The organism is Roseivivax jejudonensis, assembly GCF_900172265.1.
Lineage (GTDB): Bacteria > Pseudomonadota > Alphaproteobacteria > Rhodobacterales > Rhodobacteraceae > Roseivivax > Roseivivax jejudonensis.
This window is the reverse complement of the sequence record NZ_FWFK01000001.1, coordinates 410,409-430,875: the sequence shown is the minus strand read 5'-3', so window position 1 is coordinate 430,875 and position 20,467 is coordinate 410,409. Positions and strand designations below refer to the sequence as shown.

The window sequence follows — 20,467 nt, the reverse complement described above, 5'->3', positions numbered from 1 at the left end:
GCGACATCCTGCGATCTGCGCCGCGCGAGCCTGTTCGCGCGGCGTTTTCGTGTCGCAGCGAACCGCCGAAACACGCTTCGCCCTTGCCACCGGCCTCCGGGCTTGTGACGATACGGGCACCTGTCCAACCCGGAGACCTGCGTGAGCACCGGCACCCTGACCGAAGCCGTCCTGGAATTTCCCGACAATCGTCTTCTGATCGAGCTTTGCGGTGAGTTCGATCGCAACCTCACCGATATCGAGGCCCGCCTCGGCGTGCAGATCCTGCGGCGAGGCAATCTCCTCGCGATCCACGGCGAGGCCGCGGCGCAGGCGGAAGCCTCCGAGGTGCTTCAGGCGCTGTATCAGCGGCTGGAGCAGGGCAAGAGCGTGAACCGCGGCGACATCGACCGCGAGTTCCGCATGGCAGACGGCGCCGAGACGACCGGCAGCCAGCTCGACATGTTCGGGCCCGGCGACCGAATCGAGATCAAGACCCGCAAGAAGCTGATCGAGCCGCGGACCGAGGCGCAGAAGGCCTACGTGCGGTCGCTCTACGAGAACGAGCTCGCCTTCGGCATCGGCCCGGCGGGCACCGGCAAGACCTACCTCGCAGTCGCGGTGGGCGTGAACATGTTCATCCAGGGTCACGTCGACAAGATCATCCTGTCGCGCCCGGCGGTGGAGGCGGGCGAACGGCTCGGTTTCCTGCCCGGCGACATGAAGGACAAGGTCGATCCCTACATGCAGCCGCTCTACGACGCGCTCAACGACTTCCTGCCGGGCAAGCAATTGGCCCGGATGATGGAGGAGAAGACGGTCGAGATCGCGCCCCTCGCCTTCATGCGTGGCCGCACGCTGAGCCATGCTTTCGTGGTCCTCGACGAGGCACAGAACGCGACCTCGATGCAGATGAAGATGTTCCTCACCCGTCTGGGCGAAGGGTCGCGCATGGTCATCACCGGCGACCGCAGCCAGGTCGACCTGCCGCGCGGCGTGCAGTCCGGCCTGCGCGACGCCGAGAGGCTGCTGTCGAACATCGAGAAGATCTCGTTCAACTATTTCACCGCGCGCGATGTCGTCCGGCATCCGTTGGTGGCCAAGATCATCGACGCCTACGACAAGGACGCGGAGGCGGGATGACCAGAGTCGCCGCTGCGCCGGACCGGCGCGTGCCGGCCGGCCTAACGATTCCGAGGTGCGGGGGCCTGGCCGCGCCATGCTGACCGATACGGTCATCGAGGCGGTCGACTGGGAGGACGCGGACCTGCCCGTCATCGCGGAGCGGTCGGCCGAGGCCACGCTGGGGCATCTCGGGCTCGACACCGGTGCGTACGAGATCGTGGTCCTGGGCTGCGACGACGCCCGCATCGCCTCGCTGAACGGCGCGTTCCGGGGTCGGCCGGCCCCGACCAACGTGCTGAGCTGGCCGACAGAAGAACGCGGGGCCGAGTCGGAGGGCGATACGCCCGACGCGCCGGAGCCGGGCGAGCTTGGCGATATCGCCATCGCGTGGGGCACCTGCGCCCGGGAGGCCGAGGCGGCGGGGCGCCCGGTGATCGATCACGTGATCCACCTGATCGTTCACGGGGTGTTGCATCTTCTAGGCTACGATCACGAGCGCGATGGCGACGCCGCATTGATGGAACGGCTCGAGACTGACATACTTTGCAAACTGGGTGTGCCCGACCCATATGCCGAAGGAGGGCAGGGCGCCCTTGGTCAGACAGGACAGATTAGGACAGATGGGTGACAGCGACGACTCGTCTCGCGCGGCGCAGGGCGCGCAGGAGACGGACGCCGAGTTAAACGGCGACCACGGCGACGGCGGCTTCTTCCGCCGCTTCTTCGGGTTCGGGGCCGCAGGCGAAGAGGACGAGGACGAGGCAGGCTCCGGGGGCGAGACCTCTCGCGAGGGGCTCCTGGGCCTTGGAAACCTTCGCCGCATGCGGGTGGAGGACGTGTCCATCCCCAAGGCCGACATCATCGCCGTGCCCGACACGATTACCCGTGACGATCTCGTTCAGGTCTTTCGCGAAAGCGGCCTGACGCGGCTGCCGGTTTACGCCGGCACGCTCGACACGCCGATCGGCATGGCGCACCTCAAGGACTTCGCGCTGAAGCACGGCTTCAACGGCCGCGACACCCGTTTCAACCTGAAACGTCTGCTGCGCCCGCTTCTCTTCGTGCCGCCCTCGATGCCGATCGGGGTGCTCCTGACGAAGATGCAGACCGAGCGGCGGCACATGGCCCTCGTGATCGACGAATACGGCGGCGTCGACGGACTCGTCACAATCGAGGACCTGATCGAGCAGGTCATCGGCCAGATCGAGGACGAGCACGATACCGACGAGGAGCGCAATTTCACGCTCGAGCGGACGGGATGCTACCTTGCGCTGTCGAAGACCCCGCTGGAGGAGTTCGAGGCCGAAATCGGCTTCGACCTGACCGACCACGAGGACGTGGACGGCGAGGAGATCGATACGCTGGGCGGGCTCGTGTTCATGCTCGCGGGCCACGTGCCGGCCCGCGGCGAGGTCGTGCCGCATCCCGGCGGTGTCGAGTTCGAAGTCGTCGACGCCGACCCCCGCCGCATCAAGCGGATGCGCGTGCGCCTGCCCGGCGCGCCCGGAACCGCGGCCGCCGCGACGCGCACGCACGTGCAGGTGGGATCCCGCCCGGAGAATGACTGACGTCGCGGCGGCCGGAGCGCCGCACCTGTCCCGTCGCCAGCGGCTTGGCGCCGCGCTCGCGCTCGGCGCGTTGTTTGCCCTGGGACAGGCACCGGCGGATCTCTGGCCGCTCGCGCTTGCCGCGCTCGTCCTGTTCTTCGTGCTGATCCGTTTCGCCCAGCGACCGGCCGAGGCCGGCTGGACGGCGTGGGTCTTCGGCGCCGGGTATTTCGGTTTGTCGCTGCATTGGATCGTCGAGCCGTTTCTTGTCGATGCCGCGCTGACCGGCTGGATGGCGCCGTTCGGCCTGGCCGGTCTTGCGGGGGGGCTCGCGCTCTTCTGGGCGGTGCCGGCATGGCTGGCGTGGCGAATTGGTCGCCCGGCGCTGGTGGTTCCGCTCTGGGCGCTGTCGGAGATGGCGCGCGCCTACGTGCTCACCGGATTTCCCTGGGGCCTCGTCGGCTACGTCTGGAGCCCGAGTCCGGCCGCGCACTGGGCCGCGTTCGTCGGATCGCACGGCCTGACCCTTGCCGCGCTCACGGTCGCGGCGCTCGGCGGGCACGCTCTTGCACGACGCGACTGGCGCATCGGCGGAGGCGCGATCGCTGGCGTGGTTCTGATGCTGGGCGGGGGCGCGCTCCTGGCACCGCCACCCGACGATCTCGACGGGCGCCCGGTCGTCCGGCTGGTGCAGCCCAACGCGCCCCAGCACCTCAAGTGGCGCCGGGACATGGTGCCGGTCTATTTCGAACGGCAAGTGGCGGCGACGGCGGCGGCGCCGCGCCCCGACCTGATCGTGTGGCCGGAAACGGCGCTGCCGATGCTGCTCGACAATGCCGGTGAGGCGCTCGCGATCGTCGAGGAGGCGGCCCGGGGGGCACCGGTCGTCGTCGGAATCCAGCGCGAAGAGGACGGCCGCTGGTTCAACTCGGCGGTCACGATCGGACCGCAAGGCGGCATCGTCGACGTCTACGACAAGCATCACCTCGTGCCGTTCGGGGAATACATGCCGGCGCGCTGGCTCTTCGAGCATATCGAGGTCTCCGGCCTCGCCGCGCGGGCCGAGGGCGGCTACTCGCCGGGCCCGGGGCCGCGGCTGCTCGATCTCGGGGCGCTCGGCGCCGCGCTTCCGCTGATCTGCTACGAGGCGGTGTTTCCGCAGGATGTGACGGGCGCACCGGCGCGGCCGGAGATGCTTCTGCAACTCACGAACGACGCGTGGTTCGGCACCTTTTCGGGCCCGTACCAGCACCTTGCTCAGGCGCGGATGCGCGCGATCGAGACCGGACTGCCGCTGCTTCGGGCGGCCAACACGGGGGTTTCGGCGGTCATCGACAGTGGCGGGCGGGTTCTCGCAGCGCTGCCGCTGGGGCAGGCGGGCCATGTCGATCACCCGTTGCCGCCGGCGGGGCCGGCGACACTCTACAGCCGGACCGGCGACTGGCCGGCACTTGTCGCGCTGCTCGCGTTGCTGGCCGGACTCGCCCTCCGCGCGCCGCTGTCAAGCCGCATTGACGCCGGTCCGGGCAGGGGATAGCGCTGATCCGCCAATTCCCGTCACAACGGCTTCCTGGCGTGGCGGACGTACCCAACGGAGCAATCTTCATGACCACTCGGCAGTCCTATTACTTCACGTCGGAATCCGTCTCGGAGGGCCACCCGGACAAGGTGTGCGACCGCATCTCCGACGCGGTGCTCGACGCGCTTCTGGCCGAGGATCCGCTCGCCCGTGTCGCGTGTGAGACCTTCGCGACCACGAACCGTGTCGTGATCGGCGGGGAGATCGGACTGACCGACCAGGACAAGCTGCGCGCGTACATGGATCGGATCCCGGACATCGCGCGCGCCTGCATCAAGGACATCGGCTACAGCCAGGACAAGTTTCACCACGCCACCTGCGAGATCACGAACCTGCTGCACGAGCAGTCGGCGCATATCGCGCAGGGCGTCACGGGCGAGCGCGGCGACGAGGGCGCCGGCGACCAGGGGATCATGTTCGGCTACGCGACGAACGAGACCGACGCGCTGATGCCGGCGCCGATCCTGTTCGCGCACAAGATCCTGCTTCGGCTGGCGGAGGCCCGCAAGTCGGGGGCCGAGCCGCTTCTCGGCCCGGACGCGAAATCGCAGCTGACCGTGCGCTACGAGAACGGCAAGCCGGTCGGTGTCACGCAGATCGTGCTGTCGACCCAGCACCTCGACGAGGCGCAGACATCAGAGGACATCCGCGGCATCGTGGAGCCCTACATCCGCGAGGTGCTCCCGGCCGACTGGATCACCCCGGACTGCGAGTGGTGGGTTAACCCGACGGGCACCTTCGTGATCGGCGGACCGGACGGCGATGCGGGCCTGACCGGCCGGAAGATCATCGTCGACACCTACGGCGGCGCGGCTCCGCATGGCGGCGGCGCGTTCTCGGGCAAGGATCCGTCCAAGGTGGACCGCTCGGCCGCCTATGTCGCGCGCTATCTCGCCAAGAACGTCGTGGCGGCCGGCCTTGCGGAGCGGTGCACGATCCAGCTGTCCTACGCCATCGGCGTCGCGCGGCCGCTGTCGATCTATGCCGACACGCACGGCACCGGGGCGGTCGACCCCGCGGCGATCGAAGCGGCGATCCCGAAAGTGATCGACCTGACGCCGCGCGGTATCCGCACGCATCTCGATCTCAACAGGCCGATCTACGAGCGCACCGCCGCCTACGGACATTTCGGCCGCGAGCCCGATGCCGACGGCGGGTTCTCGTGGGAGCGAACAGACCTCGCCGAGGCGCTCAAGAAAGAAGTCTGATCCCGTTCGACGGTGCCGGGCCGCGCTCAGCGGCCCGACAGCGGCCCGCGGCGCCCCAGCCGAAGAAACAGGCTCTCTTCGTCGTCGTTGCGGAAGAAGGGCACGCTGTCGGGCGGATCCGCCGCTTTGGCGCGGGCCGCGACCTCGGCCAGCACGACCTCGGTGATGAACGGCATGTCGTGGGCGCGCACCTCGTCGAGCGCGATCCACTGCAGGTGCGACAGCTCGTCGGACGCCGCCGAGAAATCGTCGGGATCGCTCGCGAGCGCCTCGGCATCGACGAGAAAGAACCGGGCATCGAACCGGCGCGGGCGGCCCGGCGGCGTGATCGCGCGAAACACGAACTGAAGCGCGCTGGCGTCGGGAACGTGTCCCGTCGCAGCAAAGTCGCGCCAGTCGGCGGGGGGCGGTCCGGCCCAGTCGCCGCGCTGTCCCAGGATCTGCCCGGTCTCTTCGAAGAGTTCGCGGATCGCCGCGACGGCCAGCACGTGGGCGTGGCCGGGCGCCGCATCCTCGGCCAGCCGTCCGGCACAGAGAGGGGAAACCGCGCGCGCAAGCGGCACGTCCGCATCGGTGGGATCGACCGCGCCGCCGGGAAAGACGACCTTGTTCGGCATGAAAACCGCCTTGGCGCCGCGCTGGCCCATCAGCACGCGCGGACGTGTCGCGCGGTCCCGCAGGACGATCACCGTCGCGGCATCGCGGATGGCGGACTCGCCGGGCGTTGTCATCGTCGGTCGTCCGCCTCCTGTCGGTCAGCTGCTCGCGCGTGTCTCGCCGAAGCCATGCATGTAGCGCGCCCACTGGAACGCGACGATCGCGCCCTTGAAGCGCGGCAGGAGGTAAAGCGTCAGGGCAAGGCAGCCGACCGCGAATATCGTGAACAGGGTCAGTGGCTCGGGACGCCACGTCTCGAACACCAAGAGCAGGAGCGGCGCCATCAGGTGCCCGACGATCAGGATCGTGAGATAGGCCGGTCCATCATCCGCGCGATGGTGATGCAGGGGTTCGCGGCAGACCGGGCAGGTGTCGCGCACCTTGAGATACCCGCGCAGCATGGGGCCCGTGCCGCAGGAAGGGCAGCGCCGGCGCCAGCCGCGCATCAGCGCGGGCCATGTCTCGCGCGGCGCGCGGCTGTCGGATGTCGTGCCGGTCTCGGGGCTCATGGCTCACCTCTGGTTGTCCACGACCGTCTAAGTGATCTCCCGCGCGACGCTGCGGAAGGTGGCGCGATGTCCTTGCGGCGGCGTGTCGCGCACAGTCTCACACGCCCGTGATGACATCTAGGCGCGCGGGCGGCGACGGAAAAGCCGCCGCATCACGTGTGATCGATCAGGACCGTCGGCGCAAGGCTCGCGGCCCGTGACTATCGATCCACAGGCAAAGGACAGGACGGATGAGAACCATGACGAGACTGATCGGTGCGGCGGCGCTGGTGGCGGCGACCGCGCTGGTGGCAGGCGCAGCGGATGCCCGTGATCGGGGCGGCGACCGCGCTGGCTGGCATCATGGCGCGCATGGCGCCGGGTCCGCGCGTGGCGGCTTCGGCCGGCTCGACGTAGACGGCGACGGAGAAGTCAGCCTCGAGGAGTTCGAGAATCCTGCGGCGGCCCGGTTCGCGGCGATGGACGCCGATGGCGATGGCGCGGTGACCGCGGAGGAAATGGTGGCCTACGCGGAGGCGCAGGAGACGCGCCGCCGGGAGGCACGCGCCCAGCGCATGCTCGCGCGACTCGACGCCGACGACAGCGGGTCGATCAGCCTCGACGAGATGGAAAACCGTCCGAACCGGGGTGCGCTGTTCGAGCGGTTGGACAGCGACGATAGCGGCGGGCTCACGCGCGAGGAGATGCGCGCGGCCCGCGAGCTGCTCCGCGAGCGCGCACGCGGCGGCGACGACTGACCGACGCGGCGTGACGACCGGGTGGGCCGGGGGGTCGGCCCACCCGGTGATTGCGGGCCTGCGTTTCGCCCGCTAAGCGCGAGGGAGTTCGGGTGTGCCGCTGGATGCGATGAGCGAATTGGGCGACGAGGAACTGCTGGCGCGCTATGCCGCGGGCGACCGCGACGCGGCGCACGCGCTGACGGTGCGCCTCGCGCCGCGCGTTTTCGCGCATGCCGCCCGGCTTCTCGGTGACCGCGCCGAGGCCGAGGACATCTCGCAGGAGGTCATGCTGAAGCTCTGGCGGATCGCGCCGGACTGGCGGGCAGGCGAAGCGAAGGTGACCACCTGGCTGTTCCGGGTAACCGCGAACCTGTGCATCGACAGGATGCGCCGCCGCCGCAGCACGCCGCTCGACGCGGTGCCCGAGCCCGAGGACGGCGCGCCTTCGGCCGAGGCGCGGCTGACCGAGGCGGCGCGGGCCGAGGCGCTGCAACAGGCGCTGGCGCAATTGCCGGAACGGCAGCGCCAGGCGGTGGTGCTGCGCCATATCGAGGGTCTGGGCAATCCCGAGATCGCCCGGATCATGGACATCGGACCGCGTGCCGTGGAAAGTCTCACGGCGCGGGGCAAGCGTGCGCTCGAGGCCATTCTTTCGGGCCGGCGCGAGGAGCTGGGATATGTCGACGACGACACCTGAACCGCGGCGTGACCGCGACGACCTCGACGATTTCTTTGCCGCGGCACGGGCTGCCCCGCCGGAGCCGGCGGACGATCTGCTCGCCCGGATCGCCATGGATGCCGAAACCGAGCAGGCCGCGCGCCGCCGGCCCATGCGCCCCGTGTCGCGCCTCCGATCGCTGTTCGCGGGGTGGGTGGGCTTGCCCGCGCTGCGCGGGGCCGCGCTTGCGGCGACGCTGGTTGCGGGGATCTGGATCGGCGCCGCGCCACCCGCGCCGCTGTCGGCCACGGTCGACGGGATCTGGTCGGCGGGCGATGCTCAGATCGCCGGCTCGGTCGATCCGATGACGGCCTACGATCTCGCATGGATGGGGGAGTGATCGCGTGGCCCGGACGTCTGAAAGCGGCCGCCGCTGGCTCTGGCCCGTTCTGTTCGTGTCGCTCGCCGCGAACCTGCTGATCGCGGGCATCGTCCTTGGCGCGGTGCTGCGTGACGGCCAACCGCAACGCGATGGGCGGGCCGGGGCTGGCTCGTCATTCCCGTATTACCGTGCGCTGGACGAGGATCAGCGCGCGATGATGCGGCGCGAGTTTCGCGCCGCACTGCGTGATGCGCGCGACGATGACACCGCCAGCGGCGAAGACCGCCGCGTGCGCTTTGTCGAGGGCTACCGACAAGCGGCGGAGGTGTTGCGCGCGTCGCCGCTCGACCGGGCGGCGCTGACCCAAATCCTCGATGCGCAGGCACGCGCGGCCGAGATGCGCCGCGACCGGGGGCAGGCGATCCTGCTCGATGTGCTGGCGAACATGTCGGCCGAAGAGCGCGCGGCCTACGCGGATCGCCTGGTCACCGAGATCCGCCGCTTCGAGGACAAGTAACCCTCGGCCGGCGTGGCGAGCGCGCGGTTGCGGCCGCGTTCCTTGGCGGAATAGAGCGCGCGGTCGGCGGCGGCCACGACATCGCCTGTATCGCCGGAGGTCTTTACCGGCCCCGATGTGGCACCGGCGCTGACCGTGACCTTGAGCGCCGGTCGATCCGAGCCGCGCGGGATCGCGAGGTCGCGCACCCGTGCGCAGAGCCGTCGCGCGATGCCGAGCGCCTCGCGCAGGTCGGTTTCGGGCAGGATCACCAGGAACTCTTCGCCACCGTACCGGGCGACGAGGTCGGCAGCGCGCAGGTTGCCCGCGAGGCACTTGGCCACGCCGGCGAGAACCAGGTCTCCGACCGCGTGCCCGTATCGGTCGTTGATGCTCTTGAAGTGGTCGATGTCGAGCATGAGGACGCCGTAGGGCCTTCCGCTCTGGCGCGCCGCGCTGTCGATACGGTCGAGGTGCGGCCCCGCGTATCGGCGATTGTAGAGCCCGGTGAGCGGATCCGTCAGGGCCGCCCGCAATCCCTCCTCGACATTCGCGCGCAGCCGGTCGGATATGCGCTTGCGCTGCAGAAGCTTTGCGAGCCTCAGCGTGAGTTCCGCCGGAAGCGCGTTGCCGATGACGATGTCGTCGGCGCCGAGATCGAGCGCCGTCGCAGCCAACTGGCGCTGCGTGCCCTCGGCGATGTAGAGGATCGCCGCGCGGCGCGTTTCGGGCCGCGCGCGCAGGTCGCTCAGAAGGTCGAGCGCGCTTCCGCTCTCTCCTTCGACCAGAACGAACACGTCCACGCGTGCGGCGCGGCCGCGCAGCACATCCTCGCGCGCGGTCCGGACGATGTCCGCGCTCGATGCTCCGGCCAGGGCGGCGGCGACCGAACGGGTTGCCGCGCCCGGCGCCTCGACCACCGCGACCCGCGCGGGCGTCGCAAAGCCGGACGCGTCTTCGGCGAGGCCGAGCGCGCGCCCCGTATCGTCGCGCAGACGCAACTCGCGTTCGGCCTCCCGCGCGCGGATGAGGCCGCGCAATCGCGCGAAGAGAAGCACCTCGTCGATCGGCTGCGGCAGCGTGTCCTGCGCGCCGGCCTCGAGCGCGGCGAGGCGCCCTGCGGGATCGTCTCGTGACTGCATGAGGATCACGGGCAGGTCGCCCGAAGGCGCCACCGGCCGGATCCGGCGGCAGAGCTCGGCGCCCGTCATGTCGGGCAGATCCTGTGCCGCGATGACGAGATCGGGCCGCGTGCGCAGCGCCTCCTTCAACGCTTGCTTGCCGGTTTCGGCCTGCACGACATCGTAGAATGCCGAGGCGAGCTTCACCTGAAGAATGATCCGCTGGGTTGCGGTGCCGTCCACAACCAGGATCCGTCCGCTCATATGTGGTCCTTCCCCGGAATGGCCCCCACGGCCGTCTTGTCGTGCTCAGTCTTTCTTGAGATTGGTTAAGAAAGGATTGTGGTTGGAGATTCACTTGTCACTTTCACGCAGCGCGGCCGAGACCGTCGGCCTGCAGGCCATCGCTTGGCTCGCCGCCGACGAGGATCTTCTGCCTGTCTTCATGGGGGCCACGGGCGCCGACGAGGAGGCGTTTCGTGCCCATTTGTCGGACCCGTCCTTCCAGGCCTCGGTGCTGGATTTCGTGCTGATGGACGATGCATGGATCCGGAAATTCTGCGATGCCTCGGGTCTCGACTACGACGTGCCGATGCAGGCGCGCGCCGCGCTCCCGGGCGGACAGAACGTCCACTGGACCTGAGCCGCCGCCCGGGTCCTGGTCTGCGGCAGAAGTGTGGAAATTCCCCTGAATTGCATTTGTTGCGCCGATCTTAACCGCCTGTGTCGATCCTTGAAGACGGGTGAGACGGGGTCAGGGTATGCACGGGTTGATCAATCGAATGCTGCAGGTGTTCGTCGAGGACACCTACGGCCGCTCGCGTTGGGATGACGTGCTTCGACAGGCCGGCCTCGGCCGTATCGAGGTCGAGGCGATGCTGCGGCACGACCCCGCACTCACTGATCAGCTCGCGGCGGCGGTCGAGGCGCAGCTGTCACGGCCGATCGGCGCCGTGCTGGAGGATGTCGGCACCTACCTTGTCTCTCATCCGAACGCGGCGTCCGTCCGGCGCCTGCTGCGCTTCTGCGGCGTCGACTTCGCTGATTTCCTGTTCTCGCTCGAGGATCTGCCGGGCCGCATCACTCTGGCGGTGCCCGAACTCTCCGTGCCGACGATCGAGGTGATCGACCGTGACGACCGCATCTTCGATATCCTGTGCCGCGATGCCGTTCCGGGTTTCGCCGAGCTTGTCGCCGGCCTCGTGCGGGCGATGGCGGACGATTTCGGCTCCCTCGCCGTCATCGACCACGTGACCCGGGCCTCCGAAGGAGAGTGCATTCGCGTCACGATCATCGAACGCGACTTCACCGAGGGGCGGGCGTTCCCGCTCGTTGACGACGCGACGGGTGCCCCGTCATGCTGACGTTTCCGGTGCGCCTGCTCGACCGTCTGTGCCCGATGCACGTCTGCATCGATGCCGCCGGGCAGGTGACGCGTCTCGGCCCGACGATCGCGAAGGTGGTTGCCGCCCCCGGCGCGGGGACCGGATCGGTGTTTGACATGTTCGAGGTGACACGACCCAGTGGCATCGACGGAATCGCGGCGCTTGTGGACAGTACGGCGCGACGGCTGCGCCTGCGCCTGCGGCATTCGCCGCACACGCCGTTGGTCGGTCATTTCGTGGCGGACGGAACCGGTGGTGGGGTGCTCGATCTGTCCTTCGGGGTCGGTGTCGCGGCGGCGCTCGGCGCCCATCCGGTGTCCAGCGCGGACTTTCCGCCCACCGACCTGTCGGTGGAGATGCTGTTCCTGATCGAGTCGCGATCCGCGGCGATGAGCTCTGCGCTTCGATTGAACCGGCGGCTGCATGTCGCGCGGCTCGCGGCCGAGGAACAGGCGCAAACCGACATGCTGACCGGGCTGTGCAATCGGCGCGCCCTCGAGCGGGAGCTCGACCGGCTAGCCGGGCGAGGCGCGCCCTTCGCAGTCATGCTGATCGATCTCGACTGCTTCAAGGCGGTCAATGACGGCCATGGTCACGCCGCCGGAGACCGCATGCTGCGCATGGTATCGGATGTTCTGCGCGGCAATATCCGGCGCGGTGACGTCGCCGCGCGTCCGGGGGGCGACGAGTTCGTGCTCCTGCTGCCCGAGCCGCCAAGCCAGGATGCGCTTCGCGGTCTGGCCGAGCGGCTCATCGCCGAGATCGAAGCGCCGGTCGCATCCGATGACGGTCCGCTGCGGATTTCGGCCAGCATCGGCATCGCCTGTCATCCGGGCGGCGCGATCGAGGGTCCCGAGCGTGTCTTGGACTGCGCCGACGCGGCGCTCTACAAGGCGAAGGCAGCCGGCCGGGGCCGTGCCATCGTGTCCGCTCCGCACCGGTCGGACCGAAGGTCGGGGTGAGCAATCCCGCCGCGGCCGCGCCGCCTGCGATCGGCGCAGGAGCGCCTCAAATTTCTGGTGGTCCGGGCTTGATCCCGCGCGAGCGCCGACGTAAGTAGCCCGCCAGTTGGGGTGTAGCCAAGCGGTAAGGCAGCGGTTTTTGGTACCGTGTACCGTAGGTTCGAATCCTACCACCCCAGCCATCCAGGCTCAAAAATCGAGATGTTGCGTACCCGACGCGAAATAGCTTCGTATTTTCAGTCGGTTACGGGAGGCTGCCTGAATCGGAGACTGGACAGGCGTACGTATTCCGGCCCGCAGAGGCCTAGAGTCTGCGTTTGGCATTTTCACGGTAGCAGTTTGGGGTTTGGACGATCACGCATTGATCAGAGCGTAGCGAGGAGCGCGCGCTGTTCCGTCCAATCAGTCGGCAAGGTGCGCCGTTTGCACCAATCCGAGGTGAAGCCGACCGGCTGGGTGCCGGCAAGAACGTCGCGAACGATGTCCGGCGCGAGAAAGGCGAGGTCGATCAGTTGCTGGATGCGCCGCTTCGATGTCCCCTCGGTCGCGGCAATCTCGGCAAAGGTCTCGCCGGCTTTGATGCGTTCGAACCAGGCATGCGCCTTCGCGATGTTTCGGATCAGTGTCCGATCCAGATGGACCGCAGGCGTGCCGAGGACGAGCCGGGTCTCGACACCGCGCTTGCGCAGCTGGAAGGGGTGTGACGTGACAAGAGGGGCGACCTCGATCACGTTTGCGTCCAAGTTGAGCCGCTCTGCAATCGTGGAGGCATCAAGCGCTAGCGTCAGCGATCCGGGTGCGATGTCGACCCGCTCGACCAGCGCCAGGATGTCATCGGACCCCGCCTCGGTCAGAACGGTTGAAAGCTTCGTCGTGAGGTTCACGATGGCGTCTGCCGGGGCATTCGGAACAAGCGTCGGTACGAGGCCTGGCGCGGAAAGCGCTCCGCATACGAGGCTTGCGATCCGCGTCTCCAATTGGTCCGCCGGAAGCCGCCAGGCATCTGGATGACGCTCGGCGCGCCCCGTCACCAGTCGGTGCGAGACGTAGTAGCGCAGGCGCTGGCCGGTTCTCGACTTGGAATGCGACGGGGTTAGCCGATCGCCCGTCTCGTCGGTGAGTTTGCCACACAGCAACGACTGGCGTTTTGAGGCGGCCTTGCCCCGAGGCTTCGCAGCCTCCGCTTGCAACTGCGCCTGGACTCGATCCCACCGGTCCGGATCGATGATCGCCGGATGCTGGCCATCGTACACTTGGCTACGATGCCTGATACGACCGGCGTAAAGCGGGTTGGTCAGGATATGATGGATATGCCCGCGACCGAGAACGCCGCCGCCGGCCCGCGTGCGATCATCGCCCTCTCTTTTCCGACTGCGCAGACCCTGCCGCTCGGCCTCCTCGGTCACCGAGCGTACCGATCCGAGCCGCTCGTAAAGATCGTAGAGCATCCGAACCGTTGCGGCCCCGGCCTCGTTGATCGTCAGCGTCCGCCCGTCGGGATCGTAGCCGATCGGCACCGTGCCGCCCATCCAGAGCCCCCTACGCTTCGAAGCCGCGATCTTGTCGCGGATGCGCTCCGCGGTCACCTCACGCTCGAACTGTGCGAAGGACAAGAGCATGTTGAGCGTAAGCCGCCCCATCGACGTCGCGGTGTTGAACGACTGGGTCACTGACACGAACGACGCCTGGGAGGCATCAAGCACATCGACGATCTTTGCAAAGTCCGCGAGCGATCGGGTCAGCCGATCGATCTTGTAGACCACGATCTGGTCCACTCGTCCTGTTTTTACATCCTCCAGCAAGCGCTGCAGCGCTGGCCTCTCCAGGCTGCCGCCGGAGAGCCCACCATCGTCGTACCGGTCCGGCAGCAGCGCCCAGCCTTCGTGCTTCTGGCTCGAAATAAAGGCGGCACAGGCCTCGCGCTGCGCATCGAGCGAATTGAACTCCTGCTCGAGCCCATCTTCAGAACTCTTGCGGGTGTAGATTGCGCAGCGAACCTTTGTCATGCCGGAATTTTTCTGCGGCCCGACAGACCGAAGAAGCGCGGCCCCGACCAGGTCGTGCCGGTGATATGTCGCGCGAGCGCGGACAATGACGTCCAGGTCCGCCCGTCCATCCGGTAGCCGCCCTCGATGACCTCGACCTGATAGGAGCGCCCGTTCCACTCTCGCACGAGGTGCGCGCCGGGCCGCAGATCCGGAGCCGCGATGCGCGAGGTCGGCGCGTCCTCCGCAAGCCGCCGAAGCGTCCGGAGGGTTTTCGCAGGAAGGCTGCCATGGCGACGGCACTGCGCATCGTGGATCAATGCCCGCTGCATAAAAGAATGGGATAGGAACCGCGGCGGAGGAGCCCCGAAGGCTTCCTCCCATGCGCGCTGCACATCGCTGCGCTCCGCATGACCTTCAGTCGGCATGGCCCAGCTCCGGCTTGGCTTCTGCCGTAGCGGTTGTGGTTTGGACGATCCGATAACGGGTGCCGACGCCCTTGGCTGGCTTCTCGGAAGAGATCTCGTGGCCCGCCTTGCGTAACCCCGTGAGCGCGGCGCGAGTCGTATGTGACTGCCATCCCAGCTTCTTGCTGATCGTCGCCACATCCGCACCGTTCTTAGTTTCGAGCATTCGGATCAGCTGGGCCCTCTTGGTGGTGCGGGGTTTCAACGTCGTGGTCGCCATGTTCGCCTCCTCTGGCTTGCTGCAGGGAAAGAGTCCTTGCTACCGAGCCGAGCCCGGACCGGTCCGGGCGGATGCGACGAATGGGCGACAAGCCCGTTGTCTCCTTGCAGTACCGCTCTGACGGCGGCCGAAGTCCAGCCCCTCCTTCCTAGCTACGAAATGCGGCCGCGCCGATGATTGGAATGGAGGGGCGAGCCGCCGTTCGCTGCGCCTAGAACAGTCGACGGCTCAGCGCAGGAAGCACCCTTTCCAAAGTTTCGGCTCGTCGCTTGGCGCAAGGGGCGCGACCGGCCCGGACCCGACATTCAAGTCCGTAGCCTTGCTGCGGAGCAGCTTCACCGAACCAGTCATTTATCGGCGCGGCCTCCTACCGGTCCGGATCGAAACCGCCGTTAATCGCTCGTTCGCGCTCTACGAGACAAGCCGGAAGCTCACCTTACTTAGCGCGATCCATTCGCCAGCTTTCGACGTGAATGAAAACTGCACTTGCTGCAGCAGCCGGCAAAACGATCGCTAAAATCTGAAATTCGAATGGCATCTGCCTTCTCCTTACGCCGACTTGCGCTTCGTCAATCGAGTTGCCCCGGTTCGTCGCCGCCTTGCGCCTTCTCGAAAGTTAACTCCTTCGAGGCGCAGTAATCGGAGTCCAGACCCGCGGCTTTTGCACCGGACGTGATTGTCACACCGGGTGCCTCAGTCCGCCTACGAGCCGCCGGGTTCCAGGAGGCTGCCGTTCGTAAGCCAACAGTCGCCTTATAACGTCCCTGTCTTGACTTTGGGTCTACGAGGTCACGCCGGCACCTGAGTCGAGACCGTGTTGCTTCTCGTTTATGCGTGATCTTACGAGATCGACATGCAGCCGTGCGGTATACGCGAGATGGCGGTAGGCGACTGGCAAACGAAGCTCTGCGAGCTCGGCGTCTATTGCGTCGAGCCGGTCTCGCAGGGTGGAGAGCCGCGTGGGGCTGGCGGCCTCTCGAAGCTCTTCGTCGATTTCGCGAATTTCGCGGTAGTGGCGGAAAACCTGCGACCGCATCCGCCATTGATACAGGCCCGGCAGCGACCGCAGCAGCGGGAAGAGCAGGAAGACTATGGGAAGGGCCAGCAGAGCAATCCGGTTGACCTGCGCCACCGCCCAATATGGCAGGTATGCGGACAGCGCGCTTGGCCCGTCGGTAATGATGTCGTATGCGTTCACGTCGATTGGCATGCTGATCCCAGATGTCGCGGGGAATGCACCCTCCGGCGTAATCTGGTCGCGCTCGCCGTGGATCTCGCGTGCCGCCATCACAAGTCTGTCGACCAAGGCGGGGTGAAGATCACGCTGGCCGACAAGCCGCGCGACCATTGCCACGAGGTCTGTGGATTGCTGAGGCAGCACCGGACGTAACGAAATCGCGCCGGCATGGAGCGTGACAATCTCTGCATGGTCCATGCGACGGGCTATCGCATCGAGATGCAGAAGCCGCAGCAGACGCACGTCCGGATCATTGAAGAGCGGTTGAAGATATGGCGCCGCAAGCGGCGCCACGAAGAGCGCCAGATCGGCTTCACCGGCGCGTAGCTCCAACACTGCGTCTGCCCCACCGACTGGTAGAAGGGTGACGTCGGCGGGTGCTATCCCGCTTGCCGCCAAAAGAACACGCGACGCGGCGCGTGTGCCCGATCCCTCCGGTCCGACGGCCAGACCCAGCCCGGCCCAGTCACCAGGGTTCGAAGAAAGATCGGCATCGGCCTGCGCAAACACGAAGAGCGGTTCGTAGAACATGGCGCCGAGCGCCTCGGCTCCACCTTCGGCATGGACGCCGCCTTGAAGGAGCGCGACATCGGCCTCGCCGGATGACAGCCTGTCCACGTTCTCGACTGATCCGGCCGTCTCTAGGATACGGGTCTCTATGCCATCACGAGCAAGGATCTCGGCATACCGTGTGGCGATCGCATGATAGCCTCCTCCGGACATACCTGCAGCGAAGGTCACGGATCGTGGCGGAACGAGGTCTCGTCCAATCGACCAGATGAAGAAAGCCGCGGAGAGCGACAGGAAAAGGGCAAGGGCGACACGCATTGGCCAATCTTGTCCCGCAATGCATGAGCTGCGAAGGCGGCAAAGGCGCGCGGAGCCAATAACAGGGGTGACTGTCGCTTCGGCCACACATATCGTCGCGGTGGCTCAAACGGCCCAGAGCCGCCATTGATCCTTGGTCTGCATGGCCGCAGTGCGCCCCGAGGGTCTGGGCCTTCGCTGCACTACGGCTGCGATAATCATGTATGTCGCTGACGTGAAGGGCTTTATGCTCGGCATCGCGAGATACGGCGATGCATTGAACCACGCTCCCGAAGCCTGTCGGTAGCGAATGGCAAACATCACGACCATCGACTAAGCGAGCCGCGAGGGTATGGCGAATTGCCCTGCAGGGCGGGAATACGCCGCTGCTACGAGACGACTGGACAGGGGCCAGGTTCCCTTCCACTATCCGAGCAGGGGCAGGGAACAAGTCTCGTGAGAACATCCCGTATCGGGCGGTTGATCATCGACACCGCCGACACTCTTGCGAGCGCCAAGAGTGGCGACGATCGATGGTGGGCGATCACGCGCATCGCGCGGCAGCTCGGTGCGGAGGCAGTAAACTCCGGTGCCTTCAACACCGCGACCCGAGAGGTCCTGTGGGTGCGCAGTTCGAAGGATCCGATGTGGCTCGAGGAATACGACCACGCCGGCTTCGCGACCGTCGACCCGTTGGTCCGCGGGGCCGTAACCGGGAACGCGCCGTTACTTATAGACATCGAGGCTGATGAGAAAAGGTCACCCGCGTCGGGAAAGCTGCGCGACTGGCGCGCAACGAGCATGAGCTACAACTACAACTATCTGGTCTCCCACGCGCTCTACGAGGGCAACAACGGCACAGGGGTCGCGTTGAGTTGCCGGGACGATCCCACGTGCCTGTTCGGCCCAGGAACCCTACGCGCCTTTTCCGCCGTCTCCGCCTTGATGGCTGCGAGCCTTATCGAACCGGTAGACGATATTCACGAGGGATGGGCCTATGGCGCAGAGGTCCGGCGTCTCCGTCCGGCGGAACGCAACGTTTTGGCCTATATCGCCAATGGCTTGCCGGAATACCTCATTGCCGACGTCATGAAGATCACCGAGTTCGAGGTCTGGCGTCTCATTCGAAGCGCATCTCTGAAGATGGGCGCCAAAACGAAGGAAGAGGCACTCGCGCGGGCGATCTCACGCGGCCTCGTGGAACCTTAATCAAGTCTACTCAACGCAGCTTTTTTGCCCACCTCGAACGCAATGGATGGTCAACATTGCCTGACCTCCCGATTAGGGGAGGTCAGAGTCGCTTCTTGGCGGAAGACTACGTGAACAGGAAGTCGTCCACGGTGAGATCGTCCGCCTCCACCCCGGTTAGCAGGATGGTCTGATCGAGATATGTGATCGAAACACCTGAGAACTCTCCATCCGGTCCCGTGATGACCGCATCAAGGATGTCCAGCTCCTCGAAACGACCCTGAAGCCCGGTTCCGGGCTCACCCTCGAGGCCCGCGAGCCGGAAGAGATCCACGCCGTCTTCGAAGCCGTCCACGAAGTCCGTCGCACCCGTCTGGGCGTCGTTCCACGCGAAGAGGTCCGCGCCGCTGCCCCCGACCAGTGTATCGTTGCCTTCGCCGCCGTTAAGCGTGTCGTCACCCGCGCCGCCTTCAAGCAAGTCATCCCGGCCGCCCCCGGCGAGGAAGTCCGACCCGTCTCCACCGAAGACCGTATCGTTGCCCTCACCACCACCAATGGAGTCGTCGCCGTCACCGCCTTCGAGCAGGTCGCGGCCGAACCCGCCGCCAAGACTGTCGTCGCCCTCGCCTCCGGTAAGTTCGTCGAAGCCGAAGGATCCGCCCATGGTGTCGTCGCCGATGCCGCCGTTGAGCAGATCGACTCCGGCGCCCCCGGCCAGAACGTCGTTCCCGATGCCACCCTCGGCGGTGTCGTCGCCTTCGCCCGCGCCAATCGTGTCATTGCCGATCCCGCCGGAGATATCGTCGTCGCCTAAGCCGCCACCGATGGAGTCGTCGCCCTCGTCCCCGCGCACGACGTCGTCTCCGTCAGATGCACCGATGATGTCGTTGCCGGCGCCGCCCAGGAGACTGTCGTCACCATCGCGGCCGAAGATGCTGTCGTTGCCGTCCTGCCCGTCGATCGTGTCATCGCCGTCGCTCGAGACCAGTCGGTCGTCGGTCTCAGAGCCCCGAAACAACCCGCTGATGGCGCCCGAGAGCTCAACGGCCTCGATCGAAATCAGCTCATCGCGCGTCGCTTCCGATCCGAGCGCACCTGTCTCGCCGGCCGCCAAATCGACCTCGAGGACGAACGCATCGCCGTCAAACCCCCTGAGGTCGAGTTCGAGGACATCGAAACCGTCTCCACCATCGAATGTATCCTGCCCGTCACCAGGGCGGATCACGTCGTTGCCGTCTCCGGCCTCGACAAGGTCATCGCCATCTCCATCGAAGATGACGTCGTCGCCGGCGTCGCCCAGAAGCGTGTCGTCGCCGCCGCGACCGGAGAGCGTGTCGCCGCCGCTTTCGCCGTAGAGGACGTTTCCGTTTTCGTCCCCAGCGATCAGATCGTTTTGATCCGTCCCGGAAACACGCTCAATGCCGGTAAACGTGTCGGTGTCACCAAAGGTATCTGTTGCCGTCCCCGCCGCCAGGTCAACGCTGACACCGGAGCCTCCGCCGGAGAAGAGGTAAACCAACTCATCGGCGTTACCATCGCCACCCACCAACGTATCATTTCCGGGGCTTCCCTCGAAGCCGAAGAAGCGGTCGGTCACAGCCGTCGAGATGAAGTCGTCGTCCCGGCTACCCCATATGTAGTTTGCGAACGTGAACGTATCGCTCTTCGATCCGTCGCCGCTGACGACGGTTCCCGATCCAAGTGCGTCAGCAATGATCGTAAGACCGTCGACACCTTCGACCTCGGCGTATCCGAAATCGATGCCTCCGCCAGCGGCCCAGAGATCGGCGTTGCCGATTATCGTGTCGTTGCCCGCACCTGGCCTAATGATGTCACCAAAGCTTTCTTCCGAGGCGGCGCCGTCCGAGGAATCGAGTATGTCGTTCCCGTCCCCGCCAACCAGTCGATCGCGACCCGGGCCGGCTTCGAGCGTGTCGTCACCCGAAAGCCCTTCAAGCGTATCGTCCCCCTCAAATCCGCGTAGCAGATCTGCATCGCCAGTTCCGATCAGGTCGTCATCGTCGGTCGTTCCAAACACGTCGGCCATGAAAAACTCCGAAAATCAGTTATTTGCAGGCAATCGGCTGAGCAGCCTGACGCAGAGTAACATCAGGTCGAGATGCGGCCGCCAATTGTTGCAGAGTTAGGGCTAAAATCACGAAAAATTTGCGATTTGTTCGTTTTGCGTTCACAATATCGATGCTCGAATGAGGATGTCCGCAATGTGGCACGACTG

The 20,467-nt window shown here is 66.4% G+C and carries 21 protein-coding genes, 1 tRNA gene and 1 riboswitch; of the genes, 14 read left to right on the top strand and 8 right to left on the bottom strand.

Annotated elements, in window-relative coordinates; all coding sequences use genetic code 11:
* Positions 1 to 141 precede the first annotated feature (141 nt).
* The 5 genes from ROJ8625_RS02105 to metK all read left to right on the top strand — a co-directional run bounded on the left by ROJ8625_RS02105 (position 142) and on the right by metK (position 5,438).
* The gene (locus ROJ8625_RS02105; protein ID WP_085790184.1) at positions 142 to 1,122 is read left to right on the top strand and encodes a PhoH family protein; all 981 of its coding nucleotides are present in this window, start codon (positions 142 to 144) and stop codon (positions 1,120 to 1,122) included.
* Positions 1,123 to 1,198: 76 nt separating this feature from the next.
* Positions 1,199 to 1,732 (top strand): rRNA maturation RNase YbeY, encoded by a 534-nt coding sequence (gene ybeY, locus ROJ8625_RS02100; RefSeq protein ID WP_085790183.1) that lies wholly within the window; start codon positions 1,199 to 1,201, stop codon positions 1,730 to 1,732.
* Positions 1,725 to 2,672: a transporter associated domain-containing protein gene (locus ROJ8625_RS02095; protein ID WP_085790182.1), complete on the top strand. Its 948-nt coding sequence runs from the start codon at positions 1,725 to 1,727 to the stop codon at positions 2,670 to 2,672. Before ybeY ends, ROJ8625_RS02095 begins: the two co-directional genes overlap by 8 nt.
* Positions 2,665 to 4,188: an apolipoprotein N-acyltransferase gene (gene lnt, locus ROJ8625_RS02090; protein WP_085790181.1), complete on the top strand. Its 1,524-nt coding sequence runs from the start codon at positions 2,665 to 2,667 to the stop codon at positions 4,186 to 4,188. The genes ROJ8625_RS02095 and lnt overlap by 8 nt, the downstream gene beginning before the upstream one ends.
* Positions 4,189 to 4,202: 14 nt before the next feature.
* Positions 4,203 to 4,250, top strand: a riboswitch (SAM-SAH riboswitch).
* A 6-nt stretch (positions 4,251 to 4,256) separates the two neighbouring features.
* Positions 4,257 to 5,438: a methionine adenosyltransferase gene (gene metK / locus ROJ8625_RS02085; RefSeq protein WP_085790180.1), complete on the top strand. Its 1,182-nt coding sequence runs from the start codon at positions 4,257 to 4,259 to the stop codon at positions 5,436 to 5,438.
* A 26-nt stretch (positions 5,439 to 5,464) separates the two neighbouring features.
* Here the strand turns inward: metK and ROJ8625_RS02080 are convergent, their stop codons facing one another.
* Positions 5,465 to 6,169 (bottom strand): NUDIX hydrolase, encoded by a 705-nt coding sequence (locus tag ROJ8625_RS02080; RefSeq protein ID WP_085790179.1) that lies wholly within the window; start codon positions 6,167 to 6,169, stop codon positions 5,465 to 5,467.
* A gap of 24 nt (positions 6,170 to 6,193) precedes the next feature.
* Positions 6,194 to 6,604: a DUF983 domain-containing protein gene (locus ROJ8625_RS02075; protein ID WP_085790178.1), complete on the bottom strand. Its 411-nt coding sequence runs from the start codon at positions 6,602 to 6,604 to the stop codon at positions 6,194 to 6,196.
* A gap of 239 nt (positions 6,605 to 6,843) precedes the next feature.
* Between ROJ8625_RS02075 and ROJ8625_RS02070 the strand changes: the two genes are divergently transcribed.
* The 4 genes from ROJ8625_RS02070 (at position 6,844) to ROJ8625_RS02055 (ending at position 8,880) form a co-directional block, all read left to right on the top strand.
* Positions 6,844 to 7,341 carry an EF-hand domain-containing protein gene (locus ROJ8625_RS02070; RefSeq protein ID WP_159456705.1) on the top strand — a complete coding sequence of 166 codons (498 nt, stop codon included), beginning with the start codon at positions 6,844 to 6,846 and terminating at the stop codon, positions 7,339 to 7,341.
* A gap of 94 nt (positions 7,342 to 7,435) precedes the next feature.
* Positions 7,436 to 8,020 carry an RNA polymerase sigma factor gene (locus ROJ8625_RS02065; RefSeq protein WP_234984142.1) on the top strand — a complete coding sequence of 195 codons (585 nt, stop codon included), beginning with the start codon at positions 7,436 to 7,438 and terminating at the stop codon, positions 8,018 to 8,020.
* Positions 8,001 to 8,381 (top strand): hypothetical protein, encoded by a 381-nt coding sequence (locus ROJ8625_RS02060; RefSeq protein ID WP_085790176.1) that lies wholly within the window; start codon positions 8,001 to 8,003, stop codon positions 8,379 to 8,381. The genes ROJ8625_RS02065 and ROJ8625_RS02060 overlap by 20 nt, the downstream gene beginning before the upstream one ends.
* A gap of 4 nt (positions 8,382 to 8,385) precedes the next feature.
* Entirely contained in the window at positions 8,386 to 8,880 is a 495-nt protein-coding gene (locus ROJ8625_RS02055) for a periplasmic heavy metal sensor (RefSeq protein ID WP_159456704.1), read from the top strand.
* On the opposite strand, the gene ROJ8625_RS02050 is transcribed toward ROJ8625_RS02055, so the two are convergent.
* Positions 8,832 to 10,244, bottom strand: a complete 1,413-nt coding sequence (locus tag ROJ8625_RS02050) for a diguanylate cyclase (protein WP_085790174.1) — start codon at positions 10,242 to 10,244, stop codon at positions 8,832 to 8,834. The genes ROJ8625_RS02055 and ROJ8625_RS02050 overlap by 49 nt on opposite strands.
* A gap of 94 nt (positions 10,245 to 10,338) precedes the next feature.
* Between ROJ8625_RS02050 and ROJ8625_RS02045 the strand changes: the two genes are divergently transcribed.
* From ROJ8625_RS02045 to ROJ8625_RS02030, 4 genes are all read left to right on the top strand, one after another.
* On the top strand, positions 10,339 to 10,623 hold the full coding sequence (locus tag ROJ8625_RS02045) for a DUF3572 domain-containing protein (protein ID WP_200813264.1): 285 nt from the start codon (positions 10,339 to 10,341) through the stop codon (positions 10,621 to 10,623).
* A gap of 118 nt (positions 10,624 to 10,741) precedes the next feature.
* On the top strand, positions 10,742 to 11,344 hold the full coding sequence (locus ROJ8625_RS02040) for a heme NO-binding domain-containing protein (protein WP_085790173.1): 603 nt from the start codon (positions 10,742 to 10,744) through the stop codon (positions 11,342 to 11,344).
* Complete coding sequence (locus ROJ8625_RS02035) at positions 11,338 to 12,327, top strand: GGDEF domain-containing protein (protein ID WP_085790172.1); 990 nt, start codon at positions 11,338 to 11,340, stop codon at positions 12,325 to 12,327. Before ROJ8625_RS02040 ends, ROJ8625_RS02035 begins: the two co-directional genes overlap by 7 nt.
* Positions 12,328 to 12,434: 107 nt before the next feature.
* Positions 12,435 to 12,509, top strand: a tRNA-Gln gene (locus tag ROJ8625_RS02030).
* 183 nt (positions 12,510 to 12,692) lie between these two features.
* On the opposite strand, the gene ROJ8625_RS02025 is transcribed toward ROJ8625_RS02030, so the two are convergent.
* The 4 genes from ROJ8625_RS02025 to ROJ8625_RS02010 form a co-directional block, all read right to left on the bottom strand.
* Entirely contained in the window at positions 12,693 to 14,333 is a 1,641-nt protein-coding gene (locus ROJ8625_RS02025) for a recombinase family protein (RefSeq protein ID WP_085790171.1), read from the bottom strand.
* The gene (locus ROJ8625_RS02020; RefSeq protein WP_085790170.1) at positions 14,330 to 14,740 is read right to left on the bottom strand and encodes a DUF2924 domain-containing protein; all 411 of its coding nucleotides are present in this window, start codon (positions 14,738 to 14,740) and stop codon (positions 14,330 to 14,332) included. Before ROJ8625_RS02020 ends, ROJ8625_RS02025 begins: the two co-directional genes overlap by 4 nt.
* Positions 14,730 to 14,999, bottom strand: a complete 270-nt coding sequence (locus tag ROJ8625_RS02015; protein WP_085790169.1) for a DUF3489 domain-containing protein — start codon at positions 14,997 to 14,999, stop codon at positions 14,730 to 14,732. Before ROJ8625_RS02015 ends, ROJ8625_RS02020 begins: the two co-directional genes overlap by 11 nt.
* A gap of 781 nt (positions 15,000 to 15,780) precedes the next feature.
* Complete coding sequence (locus ROJ8625_RS02010; protein WP_085790168.1) at positions 15,781 to 17,064, bottom strand: TAXI family TRAP transporter solute-binding subunit; 1,284 nt, start codon at positions 17,062 to 17,064, stop codon at positions 15,781 to 15,783.
* A gap of 459 nt (positions 17,065 to 17,523) precedes the next feature.
* Here ROJ8625_RS02010 and ROJ8625_RS02005 point away from each other — a divergent pair, with 459 nt between their 5' ends.
* Positions 17,524 to 18,252 (top strand): helix-turn-helix transcriptional regulator, encoded by a 729-nt coding sequence (locus tag ROJ8625_RS02005; RefSeq protein WP_085790167.1) that lies wholly within the window; start codon positions 17,524 to 17,526, stop codon positions 18,250 to 18,252.
* A 106-nt stretch (positions 18,253 to 18,358) separates the two neighbouring features.
* Here ROJ8625_RS02005 and ROJ8625_RS02000 read toward each other — a convergent pair whose 3' ends face one another.
* Positions 18,359 to 20,278, bottom strand: coding sequence for a calcium-binding protein (locus ROJ8625_RS02000; RefSeq protein WP_085790166.1), 1,920 nt, complete (start codon positions 20,276 to 20,278; stop codon positions 18,359 to 18,361).
* Positions 20,279 to 20,467: the final 189 nt, after the last annotated feature.

Coding starts and splice junctions, on each gene's coding strand:
- ybeY (WP_085790183.1), top strand. CDS start 1,199: ATGCTGACCGATACGGTCATCGAGGCGGTCGACTGGGAGGACGCGGAC.
- ROJ8625_RS02060 (WP_085790176.1), top strand. CDS start 8,001: ATGTCGACGACGACACCTGAACCGCGGCGTGACCGCGACGACCTCGAC.
- ROJ8625_RS02020 (WP_085790170.1), bottom strand. CDS start 14,740: ATGCCGACTGAAGGTCATGCGGAGCGCAGCGATGTGCAGCGCGCATGG.
- ROJ8625_RS02095 (WP_085790182.1), top strand. CDS start 1,725: ATGGGTGACAGCGACGACTCGTCTCGCGCGGCGCAGGGCGCGCAGGAG.
- metK (WP_085790180.1), top strand. CDS start 4,257: ATGACCACTCGGCAGTCCTATTACTTCACGTCGGAATCCGTCTCGGAG.
- lnt (WP_085790181.1), top strand. CDS start 2,665: ATGACTGACGTCGCGGCGGCCGGAGCGCCGCACCTGTCCCGTCGCCAG.
- ROJ8625_RS02010 (WP_085790168.1), bottom strand. CDS start 17,064: ATGCGTGTCGCCCTTGCCCTTTTCCTGTCGCTCTCCGCGGCTTTCTTC.
- ROJ8625_RS02035 (WP_085790172.1), top strand. CDS start 11,338: ATGCTGACGTTTCCGGTGCGCCTGCTCGACCGTCTGTGCCCGATGCAC.
- ROJ8625_RS02080 (WP_085790179.1), bottom strand. CDS start 6,169: ATGACAACGCCCGGCGAGTCCGCCATCCGCGATGCCGCGACGGTGATC.
- ROJ8625_RS02040 (WP_085790173.1), top strand. CDS start 10,742: ATGCACGGGTTGATCAATCGAATGCTGCAGGTGTTCGTCGAGGACACC.
- ROJ8625_RS02015 (WP_085790169.1), bottom strand. CDS start 14,999: ATGGCGACCACGACGTTGAAACCCCGCACCACCAAGAGGGCCCAGCTG.
- ROJ8625_RS02070 (WP_159456705.1), top strand. CDS start 6,844: ATGACGAGACTGATCGGTGCGGCGGCGCTGGTGGCGGCGACCGCGCTG.
- ROJ8625_RS02075 (WP_085790178.1), bottom strand. CDS start 6,604: ATGAGCCCCGAGACCGGCACGACATCCGACAGCCGCGCGCCGCGCGAG.
- ROJ8625_RS02000 (WP_085790166.1), bottom strand. CDS start 20,278: ATGGCCGACGTGTTTGGAACGACCGACGATGACGACCTGATCGGAACT.
- ROJ8625_RS02025 (WP_085790171.1), bottom strand. CDS start 14,333: ATGACAAAGGTTCGCTGCGCAATCTACACCCGCAAGAGTTCTGAAGAT.
- ROJ8625_RS02050 (WP_085790174.1), bottom strand. CDS start 10,244: ATGAGCGGACGGATCCTGGTTGTGGACGGCACCGCAACCCAGCGGATC.